This is a genomic window from Psychromonas sp., from assembly GCF_047632955.1.
Lineage (GTDB): Bacteria > Pseudomonadota > Gammaproteobacteria > Enterobacterales > Psychromonadaceae > Psychromonas.
The window spans coordinates 1-25,782 of sequence record NZ_JBLIED010000012.1; the positions used below are offsets into that span (position 1 = coordinate 1).

The following is a 25,782-nucleotide window of genomic DNA, read 5'->3' on the forward strand; positions in this document are numbered from 1 at the left end:
ATAAAAATAACAGTTAAATAATCTATACCCATTTCATTAATTAGAGACGCTCTTTGAATACTTAAAAAAACCCGCTGCGCTTCTTTCTCCAATACAATCCTCTCGCATCAATAACATCGCTCTAAACTACGCTCATCTTTTTGCCTTTCTATAAAAATAACAGTTATTTTATTCCTGCGGTTGGGCAAGTTTCCACCCCTCAAATCCGCCATTCACGCTGTAAACATCCGAATACCCCTGATCACAAAGGTATTGTGCAACACCTTTACTGCTATTGCCATGGTAGCAGATGACAAAGACGGTCGTATTAACCTCGACCTCTTTTATAAAGTCGGCAATAGTATCGTTAGTGAGGTGAAAAGAGCCTTGTGCATGATCTGTTTCAAAGGAGTTGGAATCTCGAATATCAACGAGCTGAATATTTTCTTTTAGCGAGCGTTGTTTTGCATCATTAGCATTAATTAACTGATAGCCTGACATAGTAATTTCCTATTAAAAGTAACCTGTACAGATTCAATTTAACAAATAGTACTAAATAGTTGCAACATTTCATTTACATGCTCAATAAATAGTTATCCGTACCCATTTTTTAACCAACATATATCTGCAAATATTATAATTTATAGGATCACTGCTTAAAATAAATGCTGACTTTCGATTTTGCATTAACACTTGAAAGTATCTACTGACAGTGGCAATAAAAGCTTGATAAGCTGCATATAAAATCCAGAAACAATTAAGCTAAACAGCTTTAGTTCTCCAAGTTGAGATGCCACTTTAAATAATTGCATGTTATAATATCGGCTATTTTTTGATTAATTGTTAATATTTCCATTAAGGAGTAAAAAGATGTTTATAGTCACAGGCGGCGCAGGTTTTATCGGCAGTAATATTGTTAAGTCACTCAATGAACGCGGTATTACAGATATTCTCGTTGTTGACGACCTTACCGATGGTACGAAATTTGTAAACCTGGTTGATTTGCAGATAATGGATTATATGGATAAAGATGAGTTTATTACGCAAATAGTTTCAGGCCAGGAGTTTGGAAATATCGATGCTATTTTTCATGAAGGTGCCTGCTCTGCAACCACCGAGTGGAATGGTAAATTCATGATGGAAAACAACTACGAATATTCAAAAGATCTTCTGCATTATTGTATCGAGCGTGATATTCCCTTTTTATATGCATCATCAGCAGCCGTTTATGGCGGTAACGATACCTTTAAAGAAGAATTAATGTATGAAAAACCTTTAAATGTCTATGGTTATTCGAAGTTTCAGTTTGATCAATATGTTCGTCGTATTTGGGAAGATGCGCAAGAATACGGGGAAACACTGCCGCAGATTACCGGCTTCCGTTACTTTAATGTCTATGGCCCGCGCGAACAGCATAAAGGCAGCATGGCGAGTGTCGCTTTCCATTTAAATAACCAGCTTAATGCCGGTGAAAATGCCAAACTGTTTGAAGGTGAACATAAGCGTGATTTCGTTTATGTTGGCGATGTCTGTAACGTAAACCTATGGTTTTTAGATAATGCAGTCTCAGGTATTTTTAATTTAGGTACAGGTCAAGCACAATCTTTCCTAGAGGTTGGTAAAGCGGCCATCAAATACCATAATGAAGAGAAAGGCGCTAATGCTGAAATTGAGCGCATCACTTTCCCAGACCATTTAAAAGGCCGTTACCAGAGTTTTACCGAAGCTGATTTAACCAATTTGCGGGCAGCGGGATACAAAGAAGTATTTAAAACGGTTGCACAAGGTACTGCAGAATATATGGTTTGGTTGAATAAATAAGATGAAAATATTAATTATCGGCCCTTCTTGGGTCGGTGATATGGTGATGTCGCAAAGTCTCTATATTACATTAAAAAATAAGCATCCAGAGGCCACTATTGATGTTATGGCACCGGCATGGTGCAAACCGATTCTTGATCGCATGCCGGAGGTTAATAACGCCATTGAAATGCCCTTAACACATGGACAGTTCTCTTTCTTTAAACGTCGTCAACTTGGCAAAGCTTTACGTGAAGAGCAGTATGATCAAGCTTATATTCTGCCAAATTCAGCTAAATCAGCCTTGATTCCCTTTTTTGCAAATATTCCCAAACGTATAGGTTGGAAAGGTGAAAGCCGTTATGGTTTATTAAACGACATTCGCACCAATAAAAAATCATTTCAATATATGGTTGAGCGCTACATTGCACTGGCTTTTCCTAAAAAAGAAATGAACAACTCAGCCAGCTTGGGAGGACTTGATAACCTTGCAAAACCCTGTTTATTTATTGATATAAATAAGCAGCTACAAGCAATTAAAAAATTTAACTTAAATCAAAATAAACCCATTTTAGGGTTATGCCCAGGGGCAGAATTTGGTCCGTCTAAGCGCTGGCCAGAAGAGCATTATGCTGAAGTTGCCAATGAGATGATCAATCAGGGTTATCAAGTTTGTTTATTTGGTTCAGCAAAAGATAAAATCGTCACGGATAAAATAAAAAGCCTTGTAGCAGTGACAAACCAGCAAGCAGTTTACAATTTAGCGGGTACAACCAACCTTATTGAAGCAGTTGATCTGTTAGCTGCCTGCCAAACCGTCGTCAGCAACGATTCCGGTTTAATGCACGTTGCGGCAGCCGTTGGCTGTCATGTCATTGGAATTTATGGTTCCACTTCGCCTAAATATACTCCGCCATTAGCCTCAAAAGTGGATATTGTTAGTGTCGATATTGAATGCAGGCCTTGTTTTAAACGGGAATGTCCACTTGGCCATTTAAAATGTTTAAAAGACTTAGCACCAAGTCGTGTTCTTAATAAATTAAAAGACAGTCATTAAATGTTAACATACAAAAAAAACATTGATGACTTAAGAGCTAGCGCCGTTTCATTGAATATTTTTTAGCATCTGGATTTTTCATTAATTCCAGATAGCTATATCGGTGTTGATATCCTTTATACGGTCTATTTTTTAATTGCTAGCATAGCAGACCGTATTCTCATTTATAAAGATGATAATCATTTAAATTATATGGATTCTAAGATGCTTGGAAAACTCTATTCACACAAGAATCTAATCCTTTTAAATTAAAATGGAAAATATGAAATATATATTTGAACATAAAAATTACGCTATGGTGATGTTGTTATCCATACTCTTATATTCATTGTTTTTAATACCAAATGAAGATATAGCCAAAATATTTCAATTGATTTTTATCATTGGCAGCATTCCCATCTTTTTCTATCATCGGAGCATTATATTTAAAGATCCGATGTTCAAGCTATTGGTCCTTGCAATATTTATTGCCATTATTAGCTGGTTAAATGCATATATCAATCTATCTGACATAGCAAATAGCTTCCCAACAGTAGATCGTCTCGGAAAATTATTCGGCTTTGTGCTTATGGCTTACTGGCTAAAGGGCAGCCTGCGTAATGTTTACCTACTATGGGGAGCGCTCGCGATTGGCTTTATCATCGGTTGTTTTGTACATGTCAATTTCTTCAATGAAGTTACTCAAGCCATAAATGGCGTTCGAGTGGACTTTGCGATTAAAAATGCACAATTTACGTCAATGTTTTCCAGTATATCCTTACTGATATGTGGCTTGATTTTCACTCAGCTGTTATCAAACCGAAAGCCGTTTCAAACCCTGACTCATTCAAATAAAGTACTGCTGTCTATTTTTATCATTTTAGGTTTCCTTTTCTTTGCTTTTGTCATTATAGTCACTCAATCAAGACAGGCATGGCTAGCCCTTTCGATAGCCCTTATCCTATCCCCCATTTTTTATACTGCCGTATATCAAAATTCAAATAGAAAATTTATTTTCATCAGTTATTTACTCATTGGAGTCACCTTTGCTGGTTTAAGCCAGTTAGAGATTATACACGAGCGTGTTTTACGTAACACAACAACATTACAAAAAATTGTTTCTGGTGATTTAGATAACATAGCGATGACAAGCATGGGCATTAGAGTGAATTCTTGGATTGCAGCGGCGGATTGGATAAAAGAGCGCCCTATTATTGGTAGTAGTCCTGCAGCTATTCCGGAGGTTATTCAACAATCAGATAAATTTACAGGTGACCTAAAAAGGTTCGGGCACCTGCATAATTATCATATTGAAACCTTAGTCGCTTATGGTGTCTTTGGACTTCTTCTTATTTACACTTTGTATTATTGGCTAGTACGCTCTTTATTTATCTCCCAAAAACAACAACCTGAATTAAAGGTTATCACCCTATTCTCTCTGATATTTGTTACTTTTTGGGCTTGTATTAATTGTTTTGAAACCTTTAACGGTCGTACTTTCGGTGTCTATACTCACAACATTATGTTTGCTGGATTTTATACTTTCTACTTGACCTCATCTTTGAATAAAACGAAAAAATTAATATGAAAATTGCAGTTGTTGTTAATACATTAAAAATTGGTGGAATGGAGCGTGTTGCTGTTAATCTAGCGGATGCGTTTTACGAAGCCGGATATTCAACTGATTTGATCTATTTAAAAAATAGAAAAAAGGAGATTGAGCCTCGAAATACTAATATTCCTGTTCGTCTTTTTAACCTAAAAAAGAGTGTGTTGTGTAGTGGTATTGGCATATTTTGGTTAATAGCATGCCAATTATTAAATATAATGTTTAGAAAAACGTTCCCTATTTGGTTTGCTTACGCGGAAGCAATTGCATTTAAAAAACAATTAGAATCTCTTGAAAAGAAAAGTGGTAAATTTGATTTAGTTATTTTTCGAGGCCAAGGTACTTTTGAGCACCTTTGGCCTGTACAAGATAGTCGCTTTATCTATGTTTGTGAAAACGTCCAAAAGAAACATATGTATGGCAAACTCTCAAAATGGATTTTTACAAAGTTATTCAAAAATAGAAATGTAGTTTGTGTTTCCGATGGCGCCTTAAACAGTTTTATGGATATGGCCAAAACACACCAGATCACAGCGAATAAAGTGATCACATTAAACAACCCAAATGATTTTACCAAAATAAAAGAAGATGCAGGCAGAGTAACGCAACCATTACACCCAAAACCTTTTATTCTAGGGCTAGGTCGCCTTGCGCCTCAAAAAAACTTCTCTCTTTTAGTTGAAGCCTATCACCAAATTATTTTACAAAACGATATTGAGCATGATCTTATTATCGTTGGAGCTGGTAAAGATTTAGCTAATATAGAAGCAACTATAGAGAGATTAAAATTATCAAAACGCGTGTTTTTTAAAGGACAGCAAACTAATCCTTTCCCTTGGTACCAACAAGCAGATCTTTTTGTACTAAGTTCAAAGTTTGAAGGGTTAGGTATGGTATTAATTGAAGCTTTGGCCTGCGGCACAAAAGTCGTATCAACGGACAGCCAAGGAGGAATAAGACAGATAATGAATGGTCAACTCGAACCTTTCATCGCAAAAGAAACACCTGAAGCACTGGCTGAAAAAATGAATCTCGCCTTAAAGTTAAAATGGAATCAGACTTTCTCTGATTTTGTTCAGGCCACCTTAAATAAGTTCGATGGAAAAATTATCGTCAAGCAATACATTAATGAGTTTATATCCGTATGATTAGGCTTACCTATACCTTGCTCCTGACACTTTTATCACCTTTATTTCTTTATTCATTATATAAGAAAAAAGAAGGGAAACCTGCTTTTGGGTCACGATGGAAAGAGCATTTTGGCATTACCCCACCTCTAAAAAGTGATCAACCACCAATATGGATACATGCAGTTTCTGTCGGTGAGGCAATAGCTGCGACCATTGTGATTAAAGCATTAAAAAAGCGATACCCAGAGCAAACGATAGTCGTGACAACGACTACCAGCACTGGAGCAGAGCAAATCGCCAAGCTTGACAGTTTAGTTGAGCACAGATACATGCCGATCGATTTTTGTTTTGCTGTGCGTGGCTTTATAAAAGCAACCAAGCCAACAAAAATGCTTATTATGGAAACGGAGCTATGGCCTAACACTTTGCATACGGTTGCTCAGTTTAAAATACCCATTTATGTAATAAATGCTCGTTTATCTGAAAAATCCTATCGAGGTTACAAAAAAGTACAGCCCTTTTTCAACTTATTAGGGAAACATTTAACGCAAATATGTTGTCAATATAAAGATGATGCAGAACGCTTTATTACTCTTGGTATATCGCCAGAAAAAGTATGTGTTACGGGCTCGGTTAAGTTTGATATAAAAATAACTGAAGAAGTTATTGAATCAGGTAAACAACTTCGAGAGCAAATAGGCACTAACCGGCCTGTTTGGATTGCAGCCAGCACTCATAAAGGTGAAGATGAGAAAATACTCATGGCACATAAAGCACTATTACAATCGATACCTAATGCGCTGTTGATATTAGTGCCTCGCCACCCAGATCGTTTTAATGATGTTTTTGAACTATGCCAAGCTGAAAATTTAACCGTCATTAGAAGAACCTCTAAGCGTCCTGTCGACGAAGGTATACAAGTTTATATTGGTGATACTATGGGAGAAATGCTAACGCTCATTGGTGCTTCAGATGCCTGCTTTATGGGGGGAAGTTTATTAGGAAATAAAGTGGGCGGCCATAATATATTAGAGCCGATCGCCTTAAACATTCCAACCATTATCGGCCCAAGTTATTTTAATTTTGCTGAAATCGTCAATACCTTAGTGACTAATAAAGGCTGTCTCGTCGTCCAAGAAAAAGATCTAACTTCTTCTATTTTAACATTATTAACTGATATAGAATCTGCTACAGAGTTATCTTCAAATGCTTTACGGTTTTTCAAAGGGCAACAAGGAGCAATTGATCGTTCAATGGGCGTACTTTTTTCTATCAATAAGGTAAACAAATGCTGACCGCTATTATTCAATCTCGGGTTTTTGAAAAAAACTTTTTTTGGCTACGTAAAAGCATTCCATTTTTAAGCCGTCGTTATAACGAACGATATAATATCAATATAAAAACTCATTCCAATATCCTTTCAGATATAAAGCAAGCTGAGCTTAATGCAGCCCAAAATAGTCTACGGATTATAGAGTCAGCTTGTCAGTACTCTAAAAATATTGATAACTCGATCCCTAAAAAGCTCTGGTTGTATTGGAATTCCTCCCTAGAAACAGCACCGGAAGTCGTACATTTTAGTATCGCATCATGGAAAAAATCAAACCCCGATTACGATGTGATCCTACTCAATGATAATAACTTAAATGAAATATTAGGATTTGATTTTAATGCTGTATTTAAGCTGGCTACTGTCAATTTAGGGTTTGCGATGAAAGCGGACATATTACGCTTATACCTCCTATCTCTTTATGGTGGAGTTTGGGCTGATACAACTACATTTTGCCTTCAGCCTCTCAGTTCATGGCTTAATAATGAGACAAAACAGATTGGTTTTTTCACTTTTCGACATAAAGAAAATAAAACACGGCCTATTGAAGCTTGGTTTATTGCAGCCAATAAAGGCTCAATAATAACTAAATATAACCTCAAACTGTTTATTGAATACTTATTTAAACCCAGAAAAGATAGTTTAATGCTTTCAAATCGAATAAAAAAAATTGGGAGAAGAGATCAAGAGAGTGTTCGTTTTTTTTCAGACCTAGTTGCACAGGCAGAAAAAAAAGGGTTTATGCCCTATTTTTCTGTTGGATATTTTTTTAATGAGGCACTAAATCAACCTGACACGATAAAAATTTGGCAAGAATTAATAAACCGTTCAAATAAACGCGTAGTGGACAATGAGCCTATCATTCAATTTAAAGATGCTTATGTATCAAAACAAACCTATAAAAAAGATTATCAAGAAAGCCAAATATTCAAAGAGCGTATAGCTTATATGAAAAGCCTATTAGATAAATACTAATACCTTTCGATGCATTCAGAAAATAGTGCCGAAGATATATTCCAACAAATAACGAAATAAAAATAAAGCAAGTTGCGGTTAAAACTGCCCCGTTTGTTGGAAGTATTTCTGGGCAACCAGCAATTGAATTAATTGCTCTCGTTTTTCATCTTTAAACTGTTCAACATAGTTATTGGCATTTTTGATGATCTGCAATGCTTGCTCTTCATACTCTAAATAATATTGCATTTTTTCAATTAAATCAGAGTAATCATCTTTCAGCTCGACGTAATGCACTCCGGCTTCAAGTAGACCTTCCATAAACCAGGTTTCAAACTTAGGTTTTATCATTAAACACAATGAGTTAGAAGACATTATCCATTTTAGATTGGTTGCAACATCTTTTCCTTCAATACTGAGAATAAATTTATACTGAAGCTGCTCTGGAATGGTCATTTTTGATTTAAATAATGTCACAGCAAGCGTATCGTACTCAGATTTTTTTTCAAAATCAACTCTGCCAACATTACATAATGGATGTAAATAAAATTGATTTAACATATCCAATCTGTGCTGTCTAAATCCCGCCCCTCGCCATACAACTTGATCTTTTTTATTCTGATAAGGTATCGAATCATCAACAAAATTATAGTGACGGATACTGTTCAGTTTTAATAAAATTGAATTTTTATTATCACTTAAGATCGGTCTACTTTTTACAAATACAGGATTTTGAGGGACAGTAATAACATCACCAAAAAGATAACTCACCTTTAAATGCCGAGGGAAATGGCGAATTATTTTTTTGAAATCAAAAAAATAAGCCGTCCCGCCATCTTTTTTAAAGTCACTAATTTGGATTGCATCTTGGGAATAAATAAAACTATGCTTTATTTTGTTATAGTAATTAACGCGCTCCCACAGGTATTCAGCATCATGCAGACTCAGCTTCTGCAACTTTTTAATTAATAAAAACCGATACAAAAAACTGGGCAATAATAAACTAAGAGTGTTTAAAAAATAATATTTTATTTTTTTACGCTGTAATGGACTGATCATAAATAACCTGTTGTTACCCTTCTTTTTCCAGCAAGGATAGTTGTTTAATTAACTTCTGCTTATAATTTTACGACCCACATTTAGGATCAAAAAAATCGCTTTTTCATTATTTAACTTGGCAATAGAAACATATACTTACAGGTAAAATGCTCCTGTCTAAAAATCAATGGATAATGAGTTAATTAAAAAGTTATACTTTTATAACAGATACAAAACAGAGATAATCAATATTTCTTAATTCAAATTTATATTTATATTTATAAAAATACACTTAAAAACAATTAGTTACAAACACCGAATCTGAGTTATGAGCATTATGAATGACTAATTGAAAAATAAAGCTTTTTATAGAGAGTTGATGTATAAGCAATATCAAACATAGCCAACTTTTTGTTAGCTCCTATAAGTAAGTTACTACGCAGTAATAAAGATGACTCAACTCGGCAAATCGCCTCGGCCAATTGCACACTATTACCCGCCTCAATCAACAATCCAGATATTCCATCATCTATAATATCGGGGATACCGCCTGCATCACTCGCGACTACTGGCAATCCTGCCGCCATCGCCTCTAATATAACGGAGCCCAAGCCTTCACTGTAAGAGGGGTGAATTAAGAGATTCGCAGCTGCAAACCAGCTTCCCATATCACTCTGTTTTCCTGCAAAGGTGACATTATCTACAGCAGAGGCGAGTTTCTCTAACACGTTCCTTTCCGGACCATCACCCAGTAATACAAAATGAATATTAGGATGAGTTATTTGTAACAAACGTGCAGCCTCAATCGAGGTACGATGACCTTTATGCTTCAATAAATTAGCCGCTTGAATCACAATAAACTGACTGTCAAATTTATCTCTAATATCAGCAACTAACTCATCGTTAACAGGATAAACAACTGGAGAGCTCGGAATTTTATGCACATTAGCATGCGGATGCCGGACTTTAACAGCATCAACAATCGCGTTACTTAAACCCACCAGAGCCGATGCTTTTGCATATGCTTTATTTGAAAGCCATTTGCTTTTTAAAGGGTTATCAATTCTACGAGTCACAATGTAAGGGATTCCGAAAAGTATCGACTGCAAGTACGCCCAATAAATAGCACGCCCTTCATGTACATGAATCAACCGACATTCTGACGTAATTGATTTTTTATGCTGCATCAGGGAATGAGAGGCAAGCACTAACTTACAAGGTAATTTTTTAATTTCATCAGTAAATGGACTTTTAGGGTTAGCAACAACAGTTAGCTGATAACCTTCTTTTAATTGCTGTTTAATAAGCTGTAATGTCTGACGTTCACCGCCGCTAAAACCACTTGCTAAATTGACGTGACAAATATGCATGCAAAAACCTTAAAATAAAACTTATATAGTGAAACGATCTTAGTTTCCGATCCCAGTAATATCTGATCTTACCAAATCTTATCAAAGTCTTCATTTTCAATGACTTTAGGGTCACGTTGATACTCTAATAACTTTGCATATTTTAAGTAACTGTTCACCGCAGAACTTAAGGCAACAGTCATACCGTCAACACCTCCTAAAAAACCTTTTTGAAAAATATATTTACGAATAAATGCATTTAAACCGTGCGTGAAAGGAGAAAAGCTATTGGCGCATTTACCTTTTTTATACATGATTTTGGCTGCACGCCCACTAAAATTTCGTCCTGGTTTGGCAAACAGTTGTCCAAGATTTTCAAAAGAATAGTGGATAATATCCGCTTCAATTCGTTTCGGATTCTGAGCTTGTACAGAAGCGTGTTGTTTTACTTCTGAGAATTTAGTTTTTTTACTGTTATATAAACGAATACAAAAATCAGGATACCAACCGCATTGTTTTATCCAACGGCTACCAATGTAATTACGACGACGAAAAGCAAACGCATCATGATTAGTTGTAGTTAAATCTACAGCTTTAATTTCACTGACCATTTCATCAGTCAAGCGCTCATCGGCATCAAGACTTAAGACCCACTCATTAGAAGCGTAATCTAATCCCACGTTTTTCTGAAAACCATCACCGAGATAGCTTTGCGTAATGACTTTTGCGCCTAAACTTTCTGCTAACTCGACCGTATTATCAGTACTATTTGAATCAACAATAATAATTTCAGAGCAAACCTGTAATAATGATTCAATACATCCAATGATATTTTTTGATTCGTTTAAAGTAATAACCATACCTGTAATCATATTAGGTTCTCTGTTTTAAAATAAAAAATGTATTTGGAATAAAGCGGTCATTGAAATGTAAATAATACACTTATAAAGAAAAATCCGTGACCGCTTTATCAACCATATTTACCACATCACAGACCTTAATCCGCTGCATAGCTTGCGGATCTTTAACCCGAGCTCGCCATGACAAATCAGATAATTTTTTACCCGTTTCAGCTTCAATTGCCTGTTGATAAGCACTGACCACATAATCACGATATAAATAAGGGCCAGTACGCAAAGGGTTATGATGCGCATATAAACCGATAACAGGTGTATTTACTGCAACCGCCATATGTGCCGGGCCGGTATCTGGAGCAATCACAAGCTTGCTCTCTTTTAATAACGCCAGCATTTGCTTTAACGAACTTTTACCAACAAGGTTAATCATATTTACCGGACAATGCTTAACCACCTTTTCAGCCAAATCGATTTCAACCTCAGCGGGACTCCCAGCAAGTATTACTTGGAAACCTTTTTTAACAAGATGATCTATGACTTGCGCATAACCTTGCGCGGTCCAGTTTTTATAAGCCTTACTTGCACCAGGCACGACCACAACTGTTGCTTTATTATTAACCTTTGTCAACGCCCATTGCTGATCTTGCCGGCTAATCGGAATATGCCATTGTAATGGCTCATCCTCTATACCAAGCTCTAAAATAAAGGCTTTAAAACCATCCAATACATGCGCCGATTTTGGGGAAGGGACTTTATGGTTAATAAAAAAAGACTGCATATCACTGCTGCGTTGTGCATCAAAACCCAATTTATATTTTGCTTTAATACCTAAGCTCACGATGCTCGCGCGCAATGCTGTTTGCAAATGTAATAGAGCATCAAAACGTTTTCCTTTTAATGCACGCCACAGTTCAAAATACGCTTTTATGCCACGATTTTTATCAAACACAAGTACATTAACATTAGGCAAATCACTCAGTAGCTGCGCTTCCATCTTACCCATCACCCAAGTAATTTTGGTGTTTGGCCACTGTTTTTGAATAGCTTGCACAACAGATACCGCATTACATACGTCACCAATTGCAGACAAACGGAGAATACATAATGACTCTGGTGCAGATGAAAAAAGAGGCATAAAAGAGGTTCTCTTAACTTCAGATAAGTGAAAAAATAGAATTATGCAGCCTAACGGGCTTAATGTAAAATAGATAGCAAGCAAACTTTAAAGTGAATCAAAAATGAAAATCCTGCAAACGGCAAAACAGTTTATTTATTACGATCCCAAACTATTAACTGAGCCTCCCGAGTTTTGCTTCTCAGTCAGTTTTTGGCAAAAACAACGGGCTATTATTGGTTCTGCCCAAGGTAGAGGCACCACCTGGTTTGTGCAAACAAAGGTCATCGAAGCTGCTTTACGACATTATCGGCGAGGTGGTTTACTGGGTAAAATAATCAAAGATGGTTATCTCTTTTTTAGTTGGGAAAAAACCCGCAGTCTGCAAGAATTTAAATTATTAGAAGAACTCATTCGCGATGGGGTCCATGTTCCTCGTCCTATTGCTGCACGCGCAATAAAAAAAGGCTTTTACTATCAGGCTGATCTGCTCTCAGAAAAAATACCTGATGCTGAAGATCTGGTTTCTATTTTGCAATCACAATCATTAAGTTGTTCATTATATAGCGATATTGGTCACGAGATTCGTAAAATGCATAATGCCCAAGTTGATCATACTGATCTTAATATTCATAATATTCTGATCGATAAGAGTAATAAAGTCTGGATAATCGATTTTGATAAATGTACTAAACGAGAAGGTAGTAGCTGGAAGAAGGATAACTTAAGACGTTTAAAACGCTCATTTATCAAGGAAGTCAAAAAACGTAATATTCACTGGTCAGAAAGTGATTGGCAGGTACTCATTCAATCTTACCACGCATAAAAAACCGCTTTAATTAAAGCGGTTTTTGTTCTCTGTATAACCTCAGGATTGAAAACTTATTTCCAAGCTTTCCATGCATTGATCAAACCGTTGGTTGAACTATCATGGCTATTCACTGCATCAGTTGTAGTCAGTTCAGGTAAGATTTGACCCGCTAGTTGCTTGCCTAACTCCACGCCCCACTGATCGAAGCTGAAGATGTTCCAAATAACACCCTGCACAAAAACTTTTTGTTCGTACATTGCAATCAGCTGACCTAATGTTTGCGGCGTAATTTTATCCACTAAGATTGAGTTAGTGGGTTTATTACCCGCAAATACTTTAGAAGGCACTAAATGCGCCACCTCTTCAGGCGTTTTACCCGCAGCAGCAAACTCAGCTTCTACTGTTTCTTTACTCTTACCAAAGGCTAAAGCTTCGGTTTGTGCAAAGAAGTTAGAAAGCAATTTAGGATGATGATCACCCGCTGGATTATGGCTTACGGCAGGAGCGATAAAGTCACAAGGGATTAATTTTGTACCCTGGTGAATCAGTTGGTAGAAGGCATGTTGCCCATTAGTACCGGGCTCACCCCAAATGATAGGGCCTGTTTGGTAATCTACAGCTTCACCGTTACGATCCACACATTTACCATTGGATTCCATGTTGCCCTGTTGGAAATAAGCAGGAAAACGATGCATATATTGATCATAAGGCAGAATAGTTTCTGACTCTGCGCCGTGGAAATTGTTATACCAAATACCAATAACCGCTAGAATCACCGGAATATTGTTCTCAAAATCAGTTTCTGCAAAATGCTTATCCATCTCATGCGCACCTGCAAGCAGCTCTTCATAATTGTCAAAGCCGATAGTTAATGCAATGGATAAACCAATAGCAGACCAGATTGAATAACGGCCACCCACCCAGTCCCAGAATTCAAACATATTCTCAACATCAATACCAAACTCGGCAACGGCGTCTGCATTGGTTGATAACGCGGCAAAATGTTTAGCAACAAAAGCTTCATCCTGTGCAAAGCTCAGGAACCACTCGCGTGCGCTATGCGCATTGGTCATGGTTTCCTGGGTGGTAAATGTTTTTGAAGCCACTAAGAATAAGGTCGTTTCCGGATCAACTTTAGCCAAAGTTTCAACAATATGCGTACCATCAACGTTAGAGACAAAGTGTGCATCAATGCCTTCAACTTTGTAAGGGCGCAGCGCTTCGGTTACCATGAAAGGACCTAAATCTGAACCGCCGATGCCGATATTGACGATATCGGTAATTGCTTTACCGGTATAACCTTTCCACTCACCGGAATGTACTTTTGCACAGAAACCTTTCATTTTTTCAAGTACAGCATTAATTTTTGGCATAACGTTTTCGCCATCAACAAATACCGGAGTATTACTGCGGTTACGCAGTGCGCTATGCAATACGGCACGATTTTCCGTTATATTGATTTTTTCACCCGAAAATTGCGCTTTAATGGCGCCTTTAAGATCCACTTCTTCAGCGAGTGCGAGCAGTTTTGTGAAAATTTCTTCAGTGATTAAGTTTTTTGAAAAATCCACCAACAGATGATCATTAAACTGACGAGAAAATGTCTTAAAACGTTCAGAATCATTGGCAAAAAGAGCTGATATTTTCATGTCAGCATTGGCATTAAATAGTGTTTGTAATTCAGACCATGCAACTGTTTTTGTTGGGTTGATATTTTTTAACATAGGTAATTCCCACAAAGTTAATGTTTAAAAGAAAGAAAAGTTATTTAACTACAAAAAAAGATTTTAGATAGTGATTTGAATCTATTTTAGTGCTGCTATTTCAATTGGTAAAAGGTTATTTTTATTTGTTTAAAATAAAAAACAGAGAAAAACAAAAAAACAGCTGTTTTTACAGTGTTCTGAAACAGTCCTTATGGAGGCCCTTTCAAGTCAAAATAGCGGCATATTTTTATTCCAAGAAGTCACAACGAGCTTGTTAGTCTAACTGCCCGTTAATCTTTCACTACAGTTTACCACTATCTTATTAAGATTAAGTCTTTTCATATTACCCGCATGCAAGCTAAGCAATTCACAATAAAGATCCAATTTTCGACAAAATCAGGTATCATCTTCGCTCTTATTCTGCATCTGTCCTAAGCCCGTTAGGCATAGAGTCTGTCACTTCATAAAGGGAAAAGTATGAGCAACCAAGTAACAAACACCACGCATTTTGGCTATAAAACCGTAGAGGAAGATAAAAAAGCAGATTTAGTTGCTGACGTTTTTCATTCGGTAGCCGCTAAATACGATGTTATGAATGATGTTTTATCAATGGGGGTTCATCGTATTTGGAAACGTTTTACGATTGATTGTTCCGGCATACGTAAAGGTCAAAAGGTATTAGATCTGGCCGGTGGTACCGGTGATTTAACCGCCAAATTCTCGCGCATAGTCGGTCAAACGGGGCAAGTCACTCTTGCTGACATTAACGACTCGATGCTCAAAGTAGGCCGCAGCAAACTGCGCGACATGGGAATTGTCGGCAATGTCAGTTATGTACAAGCAAATGCCGAAGAGTTGCCTTTTCCTGACAACCATTTTGATTTAATTACTATTGCCTTTGGTTTACGTAATGTCACCGATAAGGACAAAGCATTAGCCTCTATGTACCGCGTTTTAAAACCCGGCGGTCGTCTGTTAGTGCTTGAATTCTCAAAACCTCTATATAAACCGCTCAGTAAATTTTACGATTTCTACTCCTTCAATGTTCTCCCAAAACTGGGCAAATTGATTGCAAACGACAGCGAAAGTTATCAGTATCTTGCCGAAAGTATTCGCATGCATCCCTGTCAGGAGACCCTGAAAGAGATGATGGACAGTGCTAATTTTGAGGGCTCGGAATATTTTAACCTCAGTGGTGGTATTGTTGCCCTGCACCGTGGTTATAAATATTAACAAATATTCGATCTAGATCACCACGCTGAGGTTGGGCACTAGTATATCCCCTGCCCTACTTGCTAACATCAACGTTAAAATAGAGAATATTATGCCATTAGATAAGCTGGTTTGCGGTTTGCTTGAAACCACGGTGAATAAATTACAGCAACTTGATTCAAGCGCACTGCAGAGACGCAAACAACTTAATGGCACTATTATCGGTGTTGCCTTAAAAGAGATAAATAAGCCGCTCTATTTTGTTATCAGTACACAGCAAATTGATATTCTCTCTGAGTATGAAGGCCAGGCAGACTGTTTTATCCGTTTAAATATTTCGGCATTAAAAGAATTACAAAATAATCATCAACTCACCCATTTAATTAAAACTGAACAACTTGAGGTAGACGGTGACATTCAAGTCGTACAGCGTTTTGCGCGTTTACTCACCGAGATGGATATTGACTGGGAGGAGCACTTTTCAGGTGTAATCGGCGACGTCCTCGCCCATAAACTTTATTATCAATTCAAACAGTGCCGCCAAAATGTCTCTTCACAGTTCAAGAAAATCGAAAAACACAGTGCCGAATACCTCATTGAAGAGCTAAAAATAGCCCCGGGGCCGCTTGAGGTTGTGTATTTTTGTGAACAGGTAAATGATCTCAAAAAGCAGACCGATGATTTAGAAAAACGTCTTCAGCGGTGTTTTGCCAGCAGCAAGCTCACCTAACAGCAGTTAACGCGGAATATCCGATGATAAAAATAAAAGAACTCACCCGTCTTTATCAAATCAATAAAACCGTGATTGAGTATGGTTTAATAGAACTTATCCCGAAAGAGCATATTCCATTAGCCTATCGTTTTATGTGTGCTTGTCTGTTTTGGATTAGCAATAAACATCAGAGTAAGACTTTACCTGAAAGATTACGCTTAAGTTTGCAGTCGCTGGGGCCTATTTACATTAAACTCGGACAGATGTTATCCACCCGCCGTGATTTATTACCCCCCATTTACGCAGACCAACTGGCCTATCTGCAGGATAATGTCCCTCCTTTTTGTGGTGAACTGGCGATTGAGCAGATAGAAAAATCCTTTAATCAGCCGATTGACAGCATCTTTGATGATTTTAATAAAATCGCCCTTGCCTCTGCCTCTATTGCTCAGGTACACACGGCAACATTAAAAGAAGACGGCCGCGCCGTGGTGGTTAAGGTCACTCGCCCCGGAATTGAAAAAATCATCGCCGCAGACTTACAGCTAATGAAGTGGTTAGCTTCTTTGATGCAGCGCTTTTTAAAAGAAGCCGAACGCCTGCGTCCGGTTGAGGTGATCCATGAATATGAAAAAACCATTATTGATGAAATAGACCTGATGCGCGAAGGCGCGAATACCATTCAATTACGGCGCAACTTTTTAAATTCCAAGCTACTTTATGTACCGGAAATATACCCCAATTACTGCTCTAAAAATGCCCTGGTGATGGAACGGATTTATGGTATTCCGGTTTCAGATATCGACGCATTAAAAGCACAAAATACCGACCTTAAGTTACTGGCTGAACGCGGCGTGGTGACCTTTTTCACTCAGGTTTTTCGAGACAGTTTTTTCCATGCGGATATGCACCCCGGCAATGTTTTTGTCTCCTATGAACACCCGGAAGATCCCCTCTGGATAGGGATCGATTGCGGCATTATGGGCACGCTCAATAAAGAAGACAAACGTTACCTTGCAGAAAATTTCTTAGCCTTTTTCAATCGCGATTACCGCCAGGTTGCGCAGCTGCATGTTGATTCCGGCTGGGTTCCTGCAGACACACCCGTTGAAGAATTTGAGTTTTCCATTCGCGCGGTGTGTGAGCCTATTTTTGAAAAACCCCTTGCAGAAATATCATTTGCTCAGGTGTTAATTAACTTATTTAATACCGCTCGTCGTTATAATATGAAAGTCCAACCGCAACTGGTTTTATTACAAAAGACTCTGTTTTATGTCGAAGGGTTAGGGCGGCAATTATATCCGCAGCTGGATTTATGGGATACCGCAAAACCATTTTTGGAAAATTGGATGAAAGAGCAGGTTAGTCCAAAAACCTTATTTAAATCAATCAGTCAAAAAGCACCCTTTTGGCTGGAAAAATTACCTGAGTTGCCGGAGCTGATTTATTACAATTTATCACAGTCTAAATCACAGCATAAGCAGCTGATTTTATTAACAGAATCTTTTAATAAACAGCAAAGGAATAACAGCAGAAGTTATCTTTATCTTGCGGCAGCCATCTCCCTGAGTTTAATTTCGGCGCTGGCTTATCTGCAATCGGATAAAAACCTTAGTTTATTGGCGGGCATCCCCGCTATTTTCACTTGGTTACTTGCGTGGCGCCATACCAATAAGGTATAAAGTTTACTATCAATCGACATAAACAATTAATTAAATTATAAACAAGGAAATAAATTATGGGCGGCATCGGTATTTGGCAGTTAGCTATTATCACAGTGATAGTGATCCTACTCTTCGGCACAAAAAAATTACGCGGCATGGGCGGTGATTTAGGCGGCGCGATCAAAGGATTTAAAAAAGCACTCAAGGATGATAATGACAAAGATTCTACACAAGTAGATGATAAAACAGAACAAAGCTCAAATAAAAAAACAGAAGAAAACATCACAGACAAGAGTAAAGAAAAAGATAAGGCATAATCATTAACGCAAGGTGTACTTTAGATGTTTGATATAGGTTTTTGGGAACTTGTTTTAATCTCTGTGATCGGCTTGGTTGTTCTTGGCCCCGAGCGTCTCCCCCATGCTATCCGCAGTGTAATGCATTGGGTTACCACGATAAAGGAGATGGCCAACTCGGTCAAAACAGAGGTGACACAGGAGTTAAAACTGCACGAAATAAATGAGAATATGATCAAGGCAAGTAAAAAAGGATTAAACGATCTTGATCCTGAATTACAAAAATCTATCGATGAAATGAAAGAAACAGCGGATCAACTTTCTCGTCCCTATAAAAAAGAGATAGACGATCTTAAAACATCTTTAAACAAAAACCCCAGTGGTACTTCGCAGCAAGAAAACAGTATTCTTGACCGCAGCAAAAGTACTGCTCCCACACAGGACAAAAACGAATGAGTTCAGATCAGGATAATGGAACAAGCAGCCAGCACAGCTTGCCATTATTTAGCCACTTAATTGAACTTCGTGACCGGATCCTGCGTATTGTTGCTACCGTTATGGTTATTTTTTTAAGTTTGGTGTATTTCGCTAATGATATTTATCATTATCTGTCAATACCGCTAACCAGCCAACTGCCGGAAGGCGCAAGCATGATAGCAACCGGCGTGGCGACTCCCTTTTTCACGCCGATTAAACTGACCATGGTTTTGTCTATTTTTATTGCTATTCCGGCAATTCTATATCAAGTGTGGGGCTTTATTGCACCGGGTTTATACAAGCATGAACGTAAATTAGTCGCGCCTCTGGTAATCAGCAGCGCCCTGCTCTTTTATTTAGGTATGGCATTTTCTTATTATGTGGTATTTCCGCTGGTATTTGCATTTTTTACTAATACCGCACCGGAAGGCGTTACCATCGCCACCGACATCAGCAGTTATTTAGATTTTGTCTTAAAACTGTTTTTTGCCTTTGGATTGGCTTTTGAAATCCCTATCGCCACTTTAGTCTTATGTTGGACAGGCGCAACCACACCGAAAAAACTCAAAGAAAAACGCCCCTATATCGTGGTCGGCGCATTTGTCTTTGCCATGCTGTTAACGCCGCCGGATGTGATTTCACAAACTCTGCTTGCAGTGCCCATGCTGATTTTATTCGAGCTTGGTTTAGTGTTTTCGCGCTTTTATGTGCAACCGGCAAAAGAGAATGAAAACAATGAAGATAATGAAAATAATGAACAGGAGAACTGATATTAGATGATTGATATCGGTGTCAACCTGACTAATACACGTTTTCAAAAAGATCTTAATGACATTATTGTCAACGCCAAAATGGCCGGTGTTGATAATATGATTATCACCGGGACAAATTTAACGGAAAGTGAAGCTGCCCTGCAACTGACCGAAAATTTTCCCGGTTATTTATTTTCGACTGCGGGTATTCATCCCCATGATGCTAAATCCTTTGATGAAACCAGCCTCAATCACCTTCGAGAACTTTCCCAAAACCCATCGGTCAAAGCGATCGGTGAGTGCGGTTTAGACTTTAACCGTAATTATTCAACACCCGCTGAACAAGAATACGCTTTTATAGCACAGCTGGAGTTAGCCGTTGAGCTGCAGTTACCTGTGTTTATGCATGAGCGTGATGCTAACCAGCGTTTTATCGAACTGTTAAGACCTTATATCAAACAGCTGCCAAATGCTGTCCTACACTGTTTTACGGGCGATCAGTTCGATTTACAACGCGCTCTGGAGATTGATTTACACATTGGTATTACCGGTTGGATATGCGATGAACGTCGCGGCGCTCATCTGCTCGATTTAGTGAAATTAATACCCGATAAGCGCTTAATGATAGAGACAGACTCCCCCTATTTACTGCCCCGTTCGATGCGCCCCAAACCCAAATCAAGCCGTAATGAGCCCAAATATTTGCCCTATATCGCGCAAACTATTGCTCATGCCCGCAACCAAGATATTGAACAATTAATAGCACAAACAACACAAACCAGCCGCGCCTTTTTTAATATTGGCAGAGCACCCACCGTTTAATAGGATTTATTCATGACCATTTCTCAGCACTTTCCTGCACGGCGTCTGCGCCGTTTGCGTAAGCATGATTTTTCTCGTCGCTTAGTTGCCGAAAACCAACTCACTGTCGACGATCTTATCTATCCAGTGTTTGTTGTTGAGGGGGAAAACAGACGCGAAAAGATAAAGTCTATGCCCGGTATCGAGCGTCTTTCTATTGATTTACTAGTGGCAGAAGCCAAACAGTTAGTGGCCTTAGGTATTCCTGCTATTGCCCTCTTTCCGGTGACACCGGACAACATAAAAACCGAGATGGCCGAAGAAGCATACAACGCCGAGGGACTTGCGCAACGTGCGGTAAAAGCTGTTAAACAAGCTTGTCCCGAATTAGGGGTGATCACCGATGTCGCACTGGACCCTTTCACCACTCATGGCCAGGACGGTATTATCGACCAAGAGGGTTACGTCTTAAATGACATTACGACCGAGGTGCTGGTTAAGCAAGCCCTTTCCCATGCACAGGCGGGTGCCGATATTGTCGCACCGTCAGATATGATGGATGGTCGTATTGGCGCGATTCGTCAGGCATTGGAAAATGCCGGACTGATTAATACTCAAATTATGGCTTACAGTGCTAAATATGCATCAAACTACTACGGGCCTTTTCGCGATGCCGTCGGCAGCGCGACTAATTTAAAAGGCGCTAATAAATCCACCTACCAGATGGATCCGGCCAACAGTGATGAAGCAATTCATGAAGTTGCACTGGATATTCAAGAGGGCGCTGATATGGTCATGGTTAAACCCGGCATGCCCTATTTAGACATAGTTCGCCGCGTTAAAACTGAACTGCAGGTTCCGACTTTTGCCTACCAGGTGAGCGGTGAATATGCGATGCATAAAGCGGCGATAGACAATGGCTGGCTAAAAGAGCGCGAAACGGTTTTAGAATCTTTACTGTGCTTTAAACGTGCAGGCGCAGACGGTATTCTTACCTACTTTGCCAAGCAGGTCGCTATTTGGTTACAACAAGAAGATAAATAATATTTACCAGGAGCAAGCTCAGCTTGCTCCCCATTCTCTTCTTTTAAAACTATAAAAATATCAACTGGGCTATTCAGCACATTCGCTGCGTACGCTAAGCAGTTGATCCAGAGGCCATCTTGGTTTCGCCTGAACCCCCAAACCTTCAAAATGCCCCGCTTTTAAGCGCTGCATGCCGGCATAAGCTATCATCGCACCGTTATCGGTACAAAACTCATTACGAGGGTAAAAAACCTCCCCTCCGAGCGATTTCATTAACACTGCCAGTTGACAACGCAATGATTCATTAGCACTCACACCGCCCGCCACCACTAAGCGTTTCAAACCAGTCTGTTTTAAAGCGCGCTTACACTTGATGGCAACCGTATCAATAACCGCATCCTGAAAGGCTAAAGCAATATCCGCCTGAGTTTGCGGATCTTTTCCTTCCTTGGCGATAGTGTTGGCCGCAAAGGTTTTTAACCCGCTAAAACTAAAATCAAGTCCGGGTTTGGTGGTCATCGGTCTGGGAAATATAAACCGTTTTGACACCCCTTTTTCGGCTAATTTTGCCAGACGCGGTCCGCCGGGATAATCTAATCCCAGTAATTTTGCCGTTTTATCAAAGGCCTCTCCCGCAGCATCATCAATACTTTCACCTAATACCTGGTATTCACCAATATTTTCAACCTTGACCATCAGTGTATGACCACCGGAGACCAGCAACGCCAAAAACGGGAATTCCGGACGATTTTCTTCAAGCATAGGCGCCAGCAGATGCCCTTCCATATGGTGCACCGCAATAGCCGGTATATTCCACGCATAGGCGAGGCTGCGCCCGATACAGGCACCGACTAATAACGCTCCGACCAGCCCTGGCCCCGCAGTATAAGCAATACCACCAAGACTCTCTTTAGTGCAGTTGGCCGCCGCTAATGCCTCTTTAATTAACGGGATGGTTTTACGAACATGATCCCGTGAGGCAAGCTCAGGGACCACACCACCGTAGTCAGCATGTAATTCAACCTGGCTGTATAACTGATGCGATAACAAACCAAGTTGGTCATCATAAATGGCAATACCGGTTTCATCACATGAAGTCTCAATACCTAAAATACGCATATGACAAGTGTTCCTTTGATAAAAATGACTAGAGATAAAAAATGCTAGTTTAACGTAAAAAGCCTATCCCGAATGCTTTTTTCATCCACTAATAAAGAAAACTTTATGGATCTAGGTTAGAATGGAGGATCTAGAAGATCTTTTCTTCTTTTACCGTAAATTTTTCGTACTAATTCTTTACTTTAGTCCCCAAATAGGTTTAAAATCTCGCACCATTTTAAATGAACTGGTCAGTATACGACCGTAACCATAAAGGTAATAGGCACATGCCAGTAATTAAACTTCGTGAAAACGAACCATTTGACGTAGCACTTCGTCGTTTTAAACGCTCTTGCGAAAAAGCAGGAATCTTAGCAGAAACACGTAAACGTGAATTCTTTGAGAAACCAACTACAGTTCGTAAACGCGCTAAAGCAGCAGCGGTTAAACGTCACTTGAAAAAACTTTCTCGTGAAAACGCACGTCGCGTTCGTCTTTACTAATTAAGTAATTCCAAAATTAGATAAAGGTTTGTTATGTCATTAAAAGCAAGATTAAAAGAGCAACAAATACTCGCTATGCGAGCGAAGGATAAGGTCCGCTTGGGTACTATCCGTATGTTAATCGCAGCTATAAGACAGATTGAGATCGACAATAAAGTTGAGCTGAGTGACGATGAAGTTACAGCTGTTGTCACTAAATCAGTAAAACAGCGTAAAGATTCAATTGCTCAATTTGAAAAAGCGAATCGCAATGATCTTGCTGATATTGAAAAAGCAGAACTTGAAATATTACAAGAGTTTCTTCCGCAAGCTCTTACCTCTGATGAAGTGAAAGCTTTAATCAAGCAGGCTGTTGCATCTTCGGGTGCAAGCAGTATGCAGGATATGGGGAAAGTAATGGGGTTACTCAAAAATGATATTCAAGGACGAGCTGACATGGGAGAAGTGAGCGCGCTTGTAAGAGCCAGCTTAGCTTAACCCGTTACTCGTTAAGATATCAAAAGCCCCATGCTTACTCGTAAGCTTGGGGCTTTTTCGTTTACAAACGAAAATTAATTTCCTTCTCACAAATCCGGTAAAGTTCGGGCGCTGAGCAGAGCAATTTAGCATGGTTATTCCTTTATAAAATACTATAAAGGCTTTTTCTAATTAATAGACTAAATGGTTTAAAGACATGGCAGGACGTATTCCCAGAAATTTTATTGACGATCTTATTGCTCGTACCGATATTGTTGATTTTATTGATAGCCGTGTAAAACTAAAAAAGCAGGGTAAAGATTACCGTGCTTGTTGCCCTTTTCATAATGGCAATAACAACTCATCATTTTCCGTCAGTTCAGACAGGCAGTTCTATCATTGCTTTAACTGCGGTGCGAGCGGTAATGTACTGTCTTTTATCATGGAATATGACGGCATTGAATTTGTTGATGCCATCGAAACGCTCGCTGAACAGTTATCGATAGAAGTTCCGCGCGAAGAAAGCGGCACTGGAAAATCGCAGCCAAGCAGTTATGTCGATAGGAAAGATCTTTATCAGTTAATGGCTGATATTGCCGTTTTTTATCAGCAGCAGCTGCGCAGCCATAAAAACAGCCAGAAGGTTATTAATTACCTTAAAGGTCGCGGATTATCCGGGCAGACGGTCAAAGATTTTAAGATAGGTTACGCACCCGATGGTTGGGACGAAGTACGTAAACGCTTCGCCGTTTCTAGCGATTTAGAGAAACAACTGATTGAAGCGGGCATGTTGATAAGCAAAGAAAAAAGCGGCAGTTATGACCGTTTTCGCGATCGACTGATGTTCCCTATCCACGACAGACGCGGACGTGTTGTTGGCTTTGGCGGGCGTGTTTTAGGTGATACTGAGCCTAAGTATCTGAATTCTCCGGAAACGCCTCTCTTTCACAAGGGTAAAGAGCTGTACGGTTTATATCAGGTTAAGCAAGCCTATAAAGAAATCAAACGCGTATTAGTTGTTGAAGGCTACATGGATGTTGTGGCACTCGGTCAATTTGGTATTGATTACGCCGTGGCATCTCTGGGTACCAGCACAACACCTGATCACATCCAGCAGCTCTTCCGTCACACCAGTGAAGTGATCTGTTGCTTTGATGGTGATAAAGCCGGTAAAGCGGCTGCATGGCGAGCATTAGAAAATGCCCTGCCGTTTATCCAAGACGGTCGCACGTTACGTTTTATGTTTCTTGCGGATGGCGAAGATCCTGACAGTTATGTACAAAAAGAAGGTAAAGAAGCCTTTGAAAACCTGATTGAACAGGCATTACCTTTATCTGATTTTCTTTTTCAGCATTTGTTAAATCAAGTTGATATGAGCATTGCAGACAGCAAAGCTAAGCTTGCGCAATTGGCAATTCCCTTAATCAGCAAACTGCCCGAAACAGTGTTCAGACAAATGATGGAAGACCGGCTTATTACCTTATTAGGAATTGACAAAGAAGGCCTTAATAAATTATTGCCCGCAGCAACAGCCAGCAGTAAAACCGATAAAAGACAAAAAGTAACACCCATGCGCTTAGCTATTTCGGTGCTTTTACAGCATCCCGGCATTGCCTATGGATTACCTGAATTTCCAGAATTTAAAGAGATGACTTTACCTGGCATAAGTTTATTAAATTCGATACTTGAAATTTGCCGTGTGACCCCCAATATTACCACTGGGCAGTTACTGGAACGTTGGCGAGAAAAGCCAGAAGGCAAACAACTGAATAAATTAGCTGTATGGAAAAATGACATAAAAGAAGAATATTATGAAGCTTTTTTCCTGGACACCTTAGAAAACTTTCTCAATTTTCATGTAACGAATAAAATAGAGTTTTTAAAACAAAAAGCACGTTCAGGCCAAGCACTGACGAATGCGGAAACACAACAACTTGCACTACTGCTTGCGGAACAAAAACAAAATTAATGAACTAGAAAATTTCATAAAATTAGAGTACACTTGATCGCTTGTACTTTTTTTATATAACCCCTATTTGCAATTGATTTTTGATTTGCAATCAATTTTTGGA

25 protein-coding genes are annotated in these 25,782 nt (G+C 38.9%); 18 read left to right on the plus strand and 7 right to left on the minus strand.

All coding sequences use genetic code 11. From position 1 onward, the window contains the following. Positions 1 to 168 precede the first annotated feature (168 nt). Positions 169 to 480, minus strand: a complete 312-nt coding sequence (glpE, locus tag ACJAZP_RS09375; protein WP_415230479.1) for a thiosulfate sulfurtransferase GlpE — start codon at positions 478 to 480, stop codon at positions 169 to 171. A gap of 369 nt (positions 481 to 849) precedes the next feature. Between glpE and rfaD the strand changes: the two genes are divergently transcribed. From rfaD to ACJAZP_RS09405, 6 genes are all read left to right on the plus strand, one after another. Then, positions 850 to 1,800 (plus strand): ADP-glyceromanno-heptose 6-epimerase, encoded by a 951-nt coding sequence (rfaD, locus tag ACJAZP_RS09380; RefSeq protein WP_415230480.1) that lies wholly within the window; start codon positions 850 to 852, stop codon positions 1,798 to 1,800. Between the two features lies 1 nt (position 1,801). Continuing rightward, positions 1,802 to 2,836, plus strand: coding sequence for a lipopolysaccharide heptosyltransferase II (gene waaF, locus ACJAZP_RS09385; protein ID WP_415230481.1), 1,035 nt, complete (start codon positions 1,802 to 1,804; stop codon positions 2,834 to 2,836). A gap of 262 nt (positions 2,837 to 3,098) precedes the next feature. After that, positions 3,099 to 4,403: an O-antigen ligase family protein gene (locus tag ACJAZP_RS09390; protein WP_415230482.1), complete on the plus strand. Its 1,305-nt coding sequence runs from the start codon at positions 3,099 to 3,101 to the stop codon at positions 4,401 to 4,403. Continuing rightward, the gene (locus ACJAZP_RS09395; RefSeq protein WP_415230483.1) at positions 4,400 to 5,572 is read left to right on the plus strand and encodes a glycosyltransferase; all 1,173 of its coding nucleotides are present in this window, start codon (positions 4,400 to 4,402) and stop codon (positions 5,570 to 5,572) included. Before ACJAZP_RS09390 ends, ACJAZP_RS09395 begins: the two co-directional genes overlap by 4 nt. Continuing rightward, positions 5,569 to 6,849 (plus strand): lipid IV(A) 3-deoxy-D-manno-octulosonic acid transferase, encoded by a 1,281-nt coding sequence (gene waaA / locus ACJAZP_RS09400; RefSeq protein ID WP_415230484.1) that lies wholly within the window; start codon positions 5,569 to 5,571, stop codon positions 6,847 to 6,849. Before ACJAZP_RS09395 ends, waaA begins: the two co-directional genes overlap by 4 nt. Next, a complete protein-coding gene (locus ACJAZP_RS09405; RefSeq protein WP_415230485.1) occupies positions 6,843 to 7,859 on the plus strand; it encodes a glycosyltransferase family 32 protein in 1,017 nt (338 codons plus the stop codon). Before waaA ends, ACJAZP_RS09405 begins: the two co-directional genes overlap by 7 nt. A gap of 78 nt (positions 7,860 to 7,937) precedes the next feature. Here ACJAZP_RS09405 and ACJAZP_RS09410 read toward each other — a convergent pair whose 3' ends face one another. The 4 genes from ACJAZP_RS09410 to ACJAZP_RS09425 form a co-directional block, all read right to left on the minus strand. Beyond that, the gene (locus ACJAZP_RS09410; protein WP_415230486.1) at positions 7,938 to 8,897 is read right to left on the minus strand and encodes a glycosyl transferase family 90; all 960 of its coding nucleotides are present in this window, start codon (positions 8,895 to 8,897) and stop codon (positions 7,938 to 7,940) included. A 314-nt stretch (positions 8,898 to 9,211) separates the two neighbouring features. Further along, positions 9,212 to 10,246, minus strand: a complete 1,035-nt coding sequence (locus tag ACJAZP_RS09415; RefSeq protein WP_415230487.1) for a glycosyltransferase family 4 protein — start codon at positions 10,244 to 10,246, stop codon at positions 9,212 to 9,214. 68 nt (positions 10,247 to 10,314) lie between these two features. Continuing rightward, on the minus strand, positions 10,315 to 11,097 hold the full coding sequence (locus ACJAZP_RS09420) for a glycosyltransferase family 2 protein (RefSeq protein ID WP_415230488.1): 783 nt from the start codon (positions 11,095 to 11,097) through the stop codon (positions 10,315 to 10,317). A 70-nt stretch (positions 11,098 to 11,167) separates the two neighbouring features. Next, entirely contained in the window at positions 11,168 to 12,217 is a 1,050-nt protein-coding gene (locus tag ACJAZP_RS09425; protein ID WP_415230489.1) for a glycosyltransferase family 9 protein, read from the minus strand. 103 nt (positions 12,218 to 12,320) lie between these two features. Between ACJAZP_RS09425 and ACJAZP_RS09430 the strand changes: the two genes are divergently transcribed. After that, positions 12,321 to 13,022 carry a 3-deoxy-D-manno-octulosonic acid kinase gene (locus tag ACJAZP_RS09430; RefSeq protein WP_415230490.1) on the plus strand — a complete coding sequence of 234 codons (702 nt, stop codon included), beginning with the start codon at positions 12,321 to 12,323 and terminating at the stop codon, positions 13,020 to 13,022. Between the two features lie 56 nt (positions 13,023 to 13,078). Here ACJAZP_RS09430 and pgi read toward each other — a convergent pair whose 3' ends face one another. After that, entirely contained in the window at positions 13,079 to 14,731 is a 1,653-nt protein-coding gene (gene pgi / locus ACJAZP_RS09435) for a glucose-6-phosphate isomerase (protein WP_415230491.1), read from the minus strand. Positions 14,732 to 15,190: 459 nt separating this feature from the next. On the opposite strand from pgi, the gene ubiE reads away from it, so the two are divergent. The 8 genes from ubiE to hemB all read left to right on the plus strand — a co-directional run bounded on the left by ubiE (position 15,191) and on the right by hemB (position 21,671). Then, complete coding sequence (gene ubiE / locus ACJAZP_RS09440) at positions 15,191 to 15,946, plus strand: bifunctional demethylmenaquinone methyltransferase/2-methoxy-6-polyprenyl-1,4-benzoquinol methylase UbiE (protein WP_415230492.1); 756 nt, start codon at positions 15,191 to 15,193, stop codon at positions 15,944 to 15,946. A 91-nt stretch (positions 15,947 to 16,037) separates the two neighbouring features. Further along, a complete protein-coding gene (locus ACJAZP_RS09445; protein ID WP_415230493.1) occupies positions 16,038 to 16,655 on the plus strand; it encodes an SCP2 domain-containing protein in 618 nt (205 codons plus the stop codon). 23 nt (positions 16,656 to 16,678) lie between these two features. Further along, positions 16,679 to 18,319: a ubiquinone biosynthesis regulatory protein kinase UbiB gene (gene ubiB, locus ACJAZP_RS09450; RefSeq protein WP_415230494.1), complete on the plus strand. Its 1,641-nt coding sequence runs from the start codon at positions 16,679 to 16,681 to the stop codon at positions 18,317 to 18,319. Positions 18,320 to 18,375: 56 nt separating this feature from the next. Further along, positions 18,376 to 18,618, plus strand: a complete 243-nt coding sequence (gene tatA, locus ACJAZP_RS09455; protein ID WP_415230495.1) for a twin-arginine translocase TatA/TatE family subunit — start codon at positions 18,376 to 18,378, stop codon at positions 18,616 to 18,618. Between the two features lie 24 nt (positions 18,619 to 18,642). After that, positions 18,643 to 19,053: a Sec-independent protein translocase protein TatB gene (tatB, locus tag ACJAZP_RS09460; RefSeq protein WP_415230496.1), complete on the plus strand. Its 411-nt coding sequence runs from the start codon at positions 18,643 to 18,645 to the stop codon at positions 19,051 to 19,053. Then, a complete protein-coding gene (gene tatC, locus ACJAZP_RS09465; protein ID WP_415230497.1) occupies positions 19,050 to 19,844 on the plus strand; it encodes a twin-arginine translocase subunit TatC in 795 nt (264 codons plus the stop codon). The genes tatB and tatC overlap by 4 nt, the downstream gene beginning before the upstream one ends. A gap of 6 nt (positions 19,845 to 19,850) precedes the next feature. Continuing rightward, positions 19,851 to 20,648, plus strand: a complete 798-nt coding sequence (locus tag ACJAZP_RS09470; RefSeq protein WP_415230498.1) for a TatD family hydrolase — start codon at positions 19,851 to 19,853, stop codon at positions 20,646 to 20,648. Positions 20,649 to 20,660: 12 nt separating this feature from the next. After that, positions 20,661 to 21,671: a porphobilinogen synthase gene (hemB, locus tag ACJAZP_RS09475; protein WP_415230499.1), complete on the plus strand. Its 1,011-nt coding sequence runs from the start codon at positions 20,661 to 20,663 to the stop codon at positions 21,669 to 21,671. A 69-nt stretch (positions 21,672 to 21,740) separates the two neighbouring features. On the opposite strand, the gene tsaD is transcribed toward hemB, so the two are convergent. After that, entirely contained in the window at positions 21,741 to 22,772 is a 1,032-nt protein-coding gene (gene tsaD, locus ACJAZP_RS09480; protein WP_415230500.1) for a tRNA (adenosine(37)-N6)-threonylcarbamoyltransferase complex transferase subunit TsaD, read from the minus strand. Between the two features lie 266 nt (positions 22,773 to 23,038). Between tsaD and rpsU the strand changes: the two genes are divergently transcribed. The 3 genes from rpsU (at position 23,039) to dnaG (ending at position 25,679) form a co-directional block, all read left to right on the plus strand. Beyond that, on the plus strand, positions 23,039 to 23,254 hold the full coding sequence (gene rpsU, locus ACJAZP_RS09485; RefSeq protein ID WP_011768738.1) for a 30S ribosomal protein S21: 216 nt from the start codon (positions 23,039 to 23,041) through the stop codon (positions 23,252 to 23,254). 33 nt (positions 23,255 to 23,287) lie between these two features. Next, entirely contained in the window at positions 23,288 to 23,731 is a 444-nt protein-coding gene (locus tag ACJAZP_RS09490; protein ID WP_415230501.1) for a GatB/YqeY domain-containing protein, read from the plus strand. 196 nt (positions 23,732 to 23,927) lie between these two features. Then, a complete protein-coding gene (dnaG, locus tag ACJAZP_RS09495) occupies positions 23,928 to 25,679 on the plus strand; it encodes a DNA primase (RefSeq protein ID WP_415230502.1) in 1,752 nt (583 codons plus the stop codon). Positions 25,680 to 25,782: the final 103 nt, after the last annotated feature.

Excerpts from the sequence above, each read along its gene's own strand:
- glpE (WP_415230479.1), bottom strand. The coding sequence starts at position 480 with ATGTCAGGCTATCAGTTAATTAATGCTAATGATGCAAAACAACGCTCG.
- rfaD (WP_415230480.1), top strand. The coding sequence starts at position 850 with ATGTTTATAGTCACAGGCGGCGCAGGTTTTATCGGCAGTAATATTGTT.
- waaF (WP_415230481.1), top strand. The coding sequence starts at position 1,802 with ATGAAAATATTAATTATCGGCCCTTCTTGGGTCGGTGATATGGTGATG.
- ACJAZP_RS09390 (WP_415230482.1), top strand. The coding sequence starts at position 3,099 with ATGAAATATATATTTGAACATAAAAATTACGCTATGGTGATGTTGTTA.
- ACJAZP_RS09395 (WP_415230483.1), top strand. The coding sequence starts at position 4,400 with ATGAAAATTGCAGTTGTTGTTAATACATTAAAAATTGGTGGAATGGAG.
- waaA (WP_415230484.1), top strand. The coding sequence starts at position 5,569 with ATGATTAGGCTTACCTATACCTTGCTCCTGACACTTTTATCACCTTTA.
- ACJAZP_RS09405 (WP_415230485.1), top strand. The coding sequence starts at position 6,843 with ATGCTGACCGCTATTATTCAATCTCGGGTTTTTGAAAAAAACTTTTTT.
- ACJAZP_RS09410 (WP_415230486.1), bottom strand. The coding sequence starts at position 8,897 with ATGATCAGTCCATTACAGCGTAAAAAAATAAAATATTATTTTTTAAAC.
- ACJAZP_RS09415 (WP_415230487.1), bottom strand. The coding sequence starts at position 10,246 with ATGCATATTTGTCACGTCAATTTAGCAAGTGGTTTTAGCGGCGGTGAA.
- ACJAZP_RS09420 (WP_415230488.1), bottom strand. The coding sequence starts at position 11,097 with ATGATTACAGGTATGGTTATTACTTTAAACGAATCAAAAAATATCATT.
- ACJAZP_RS09425 (WP_415230489.1), bottom strand. The coding sequence starts at position 12,217 with ATGCCTCTTTTTTCATCTGCACCAGAGTCATTATGTATTCTCCGTTTG.
- ACJAZP_RS09430 (WP_415230490.1), top strand. The coding sequence starts at position 12,321 with ATGAAAATCCTGCAAACGGCAAAACAGTTTATTTATTACGATCCCAAA.
- pgi (WP_415230491.1), bottom strand. The coding sequence starts at position 14,731 with ATGTTAAAAAATATCAACCCAACAAAAACAGTTGCATGGTCTGAATTA.
- ubiE (WP_415230492.1), top strand. The coding sequence starts at position 15,191 with ATGAGCAACCAAGTAACAAACACCACGCATTTTGGCTATAAAACCGTA.
- ACJAZP_RS09445 (WP_415230493.1), top strand. The coding sequence starts at position 16,038 with ATGCCATTAGATAAGCTGGTTTGCGGTTTGCTTGAAACCACGGTGAAT.
- ubiB (WP_415230494.1), top strand. The coding sequence starts at position 16,679 with ATGATAAAAATAAAAGAACTCACCCGTCTTTATCAAATCAATAAAACC.
- tatA (WP_415230495.1), top strand. The coding sequence starts at position 18,376 with ATGGGCGGCATCGGTATTTGGCAGTTAGCTATTATCACAGTGATAGTG.
- tatB (WP_415230496.1), top strand. The coding sequence starts at position 18,643 with ATGTTTGATATAGGTTTTTGGGAACTTGTTTTAATCTCTGTGATCGGC.
- tatC (WP_415230497.1), top strand. The coding sequence starts at position 19,050 with ATGAGTTCAGATCAGGATAATGGAACAAGCAGCCAGCACAGCTTGCCA.
- ACJAZP_RS09470 (WP_415230498.1), top strand. The coding sequence starts at position 19,851 with ATGATTGATATCGGTGTCAACCTGACTAATACACGTTTTCAAAAAGAT.
- hemB (WP_415230499.1), top strand. The coding sequence starts at position 20,661 with ATGACCATTTCTCAGCACTTTCCTGCACGGCGTCTGCGCCGTTTGCGT.
- tsaD (WP_415230500.1), bottom strand. The coding sequence starts at position 22,772 with ATGCGTATTTTAGGTATTGAGACTTCATGTGATGAAACCGGTATTGCC.
- rpsU (WP_011768738.1), top strand. The coding sequence starts at position 23,039 with ATGCCAGTAATTAAACTTCGTGAAAACGAACCATTTGACGTAGCACTT.
- ACJAZP_RS09490 (WP_415230501.1), top strand. The coding sequence starts at position 23,288 with ATGTCATTAAAAGCAAGATTAAAAGAGCAACAAATACTCGCTATGCGA.
- dnaG (WP_415230502.1), top strand. The coding sequence starts at position 23,928 with ATGGCAGGACGTATTCCCAGAAATTTTATTGACGATCTTATTGCTCGT.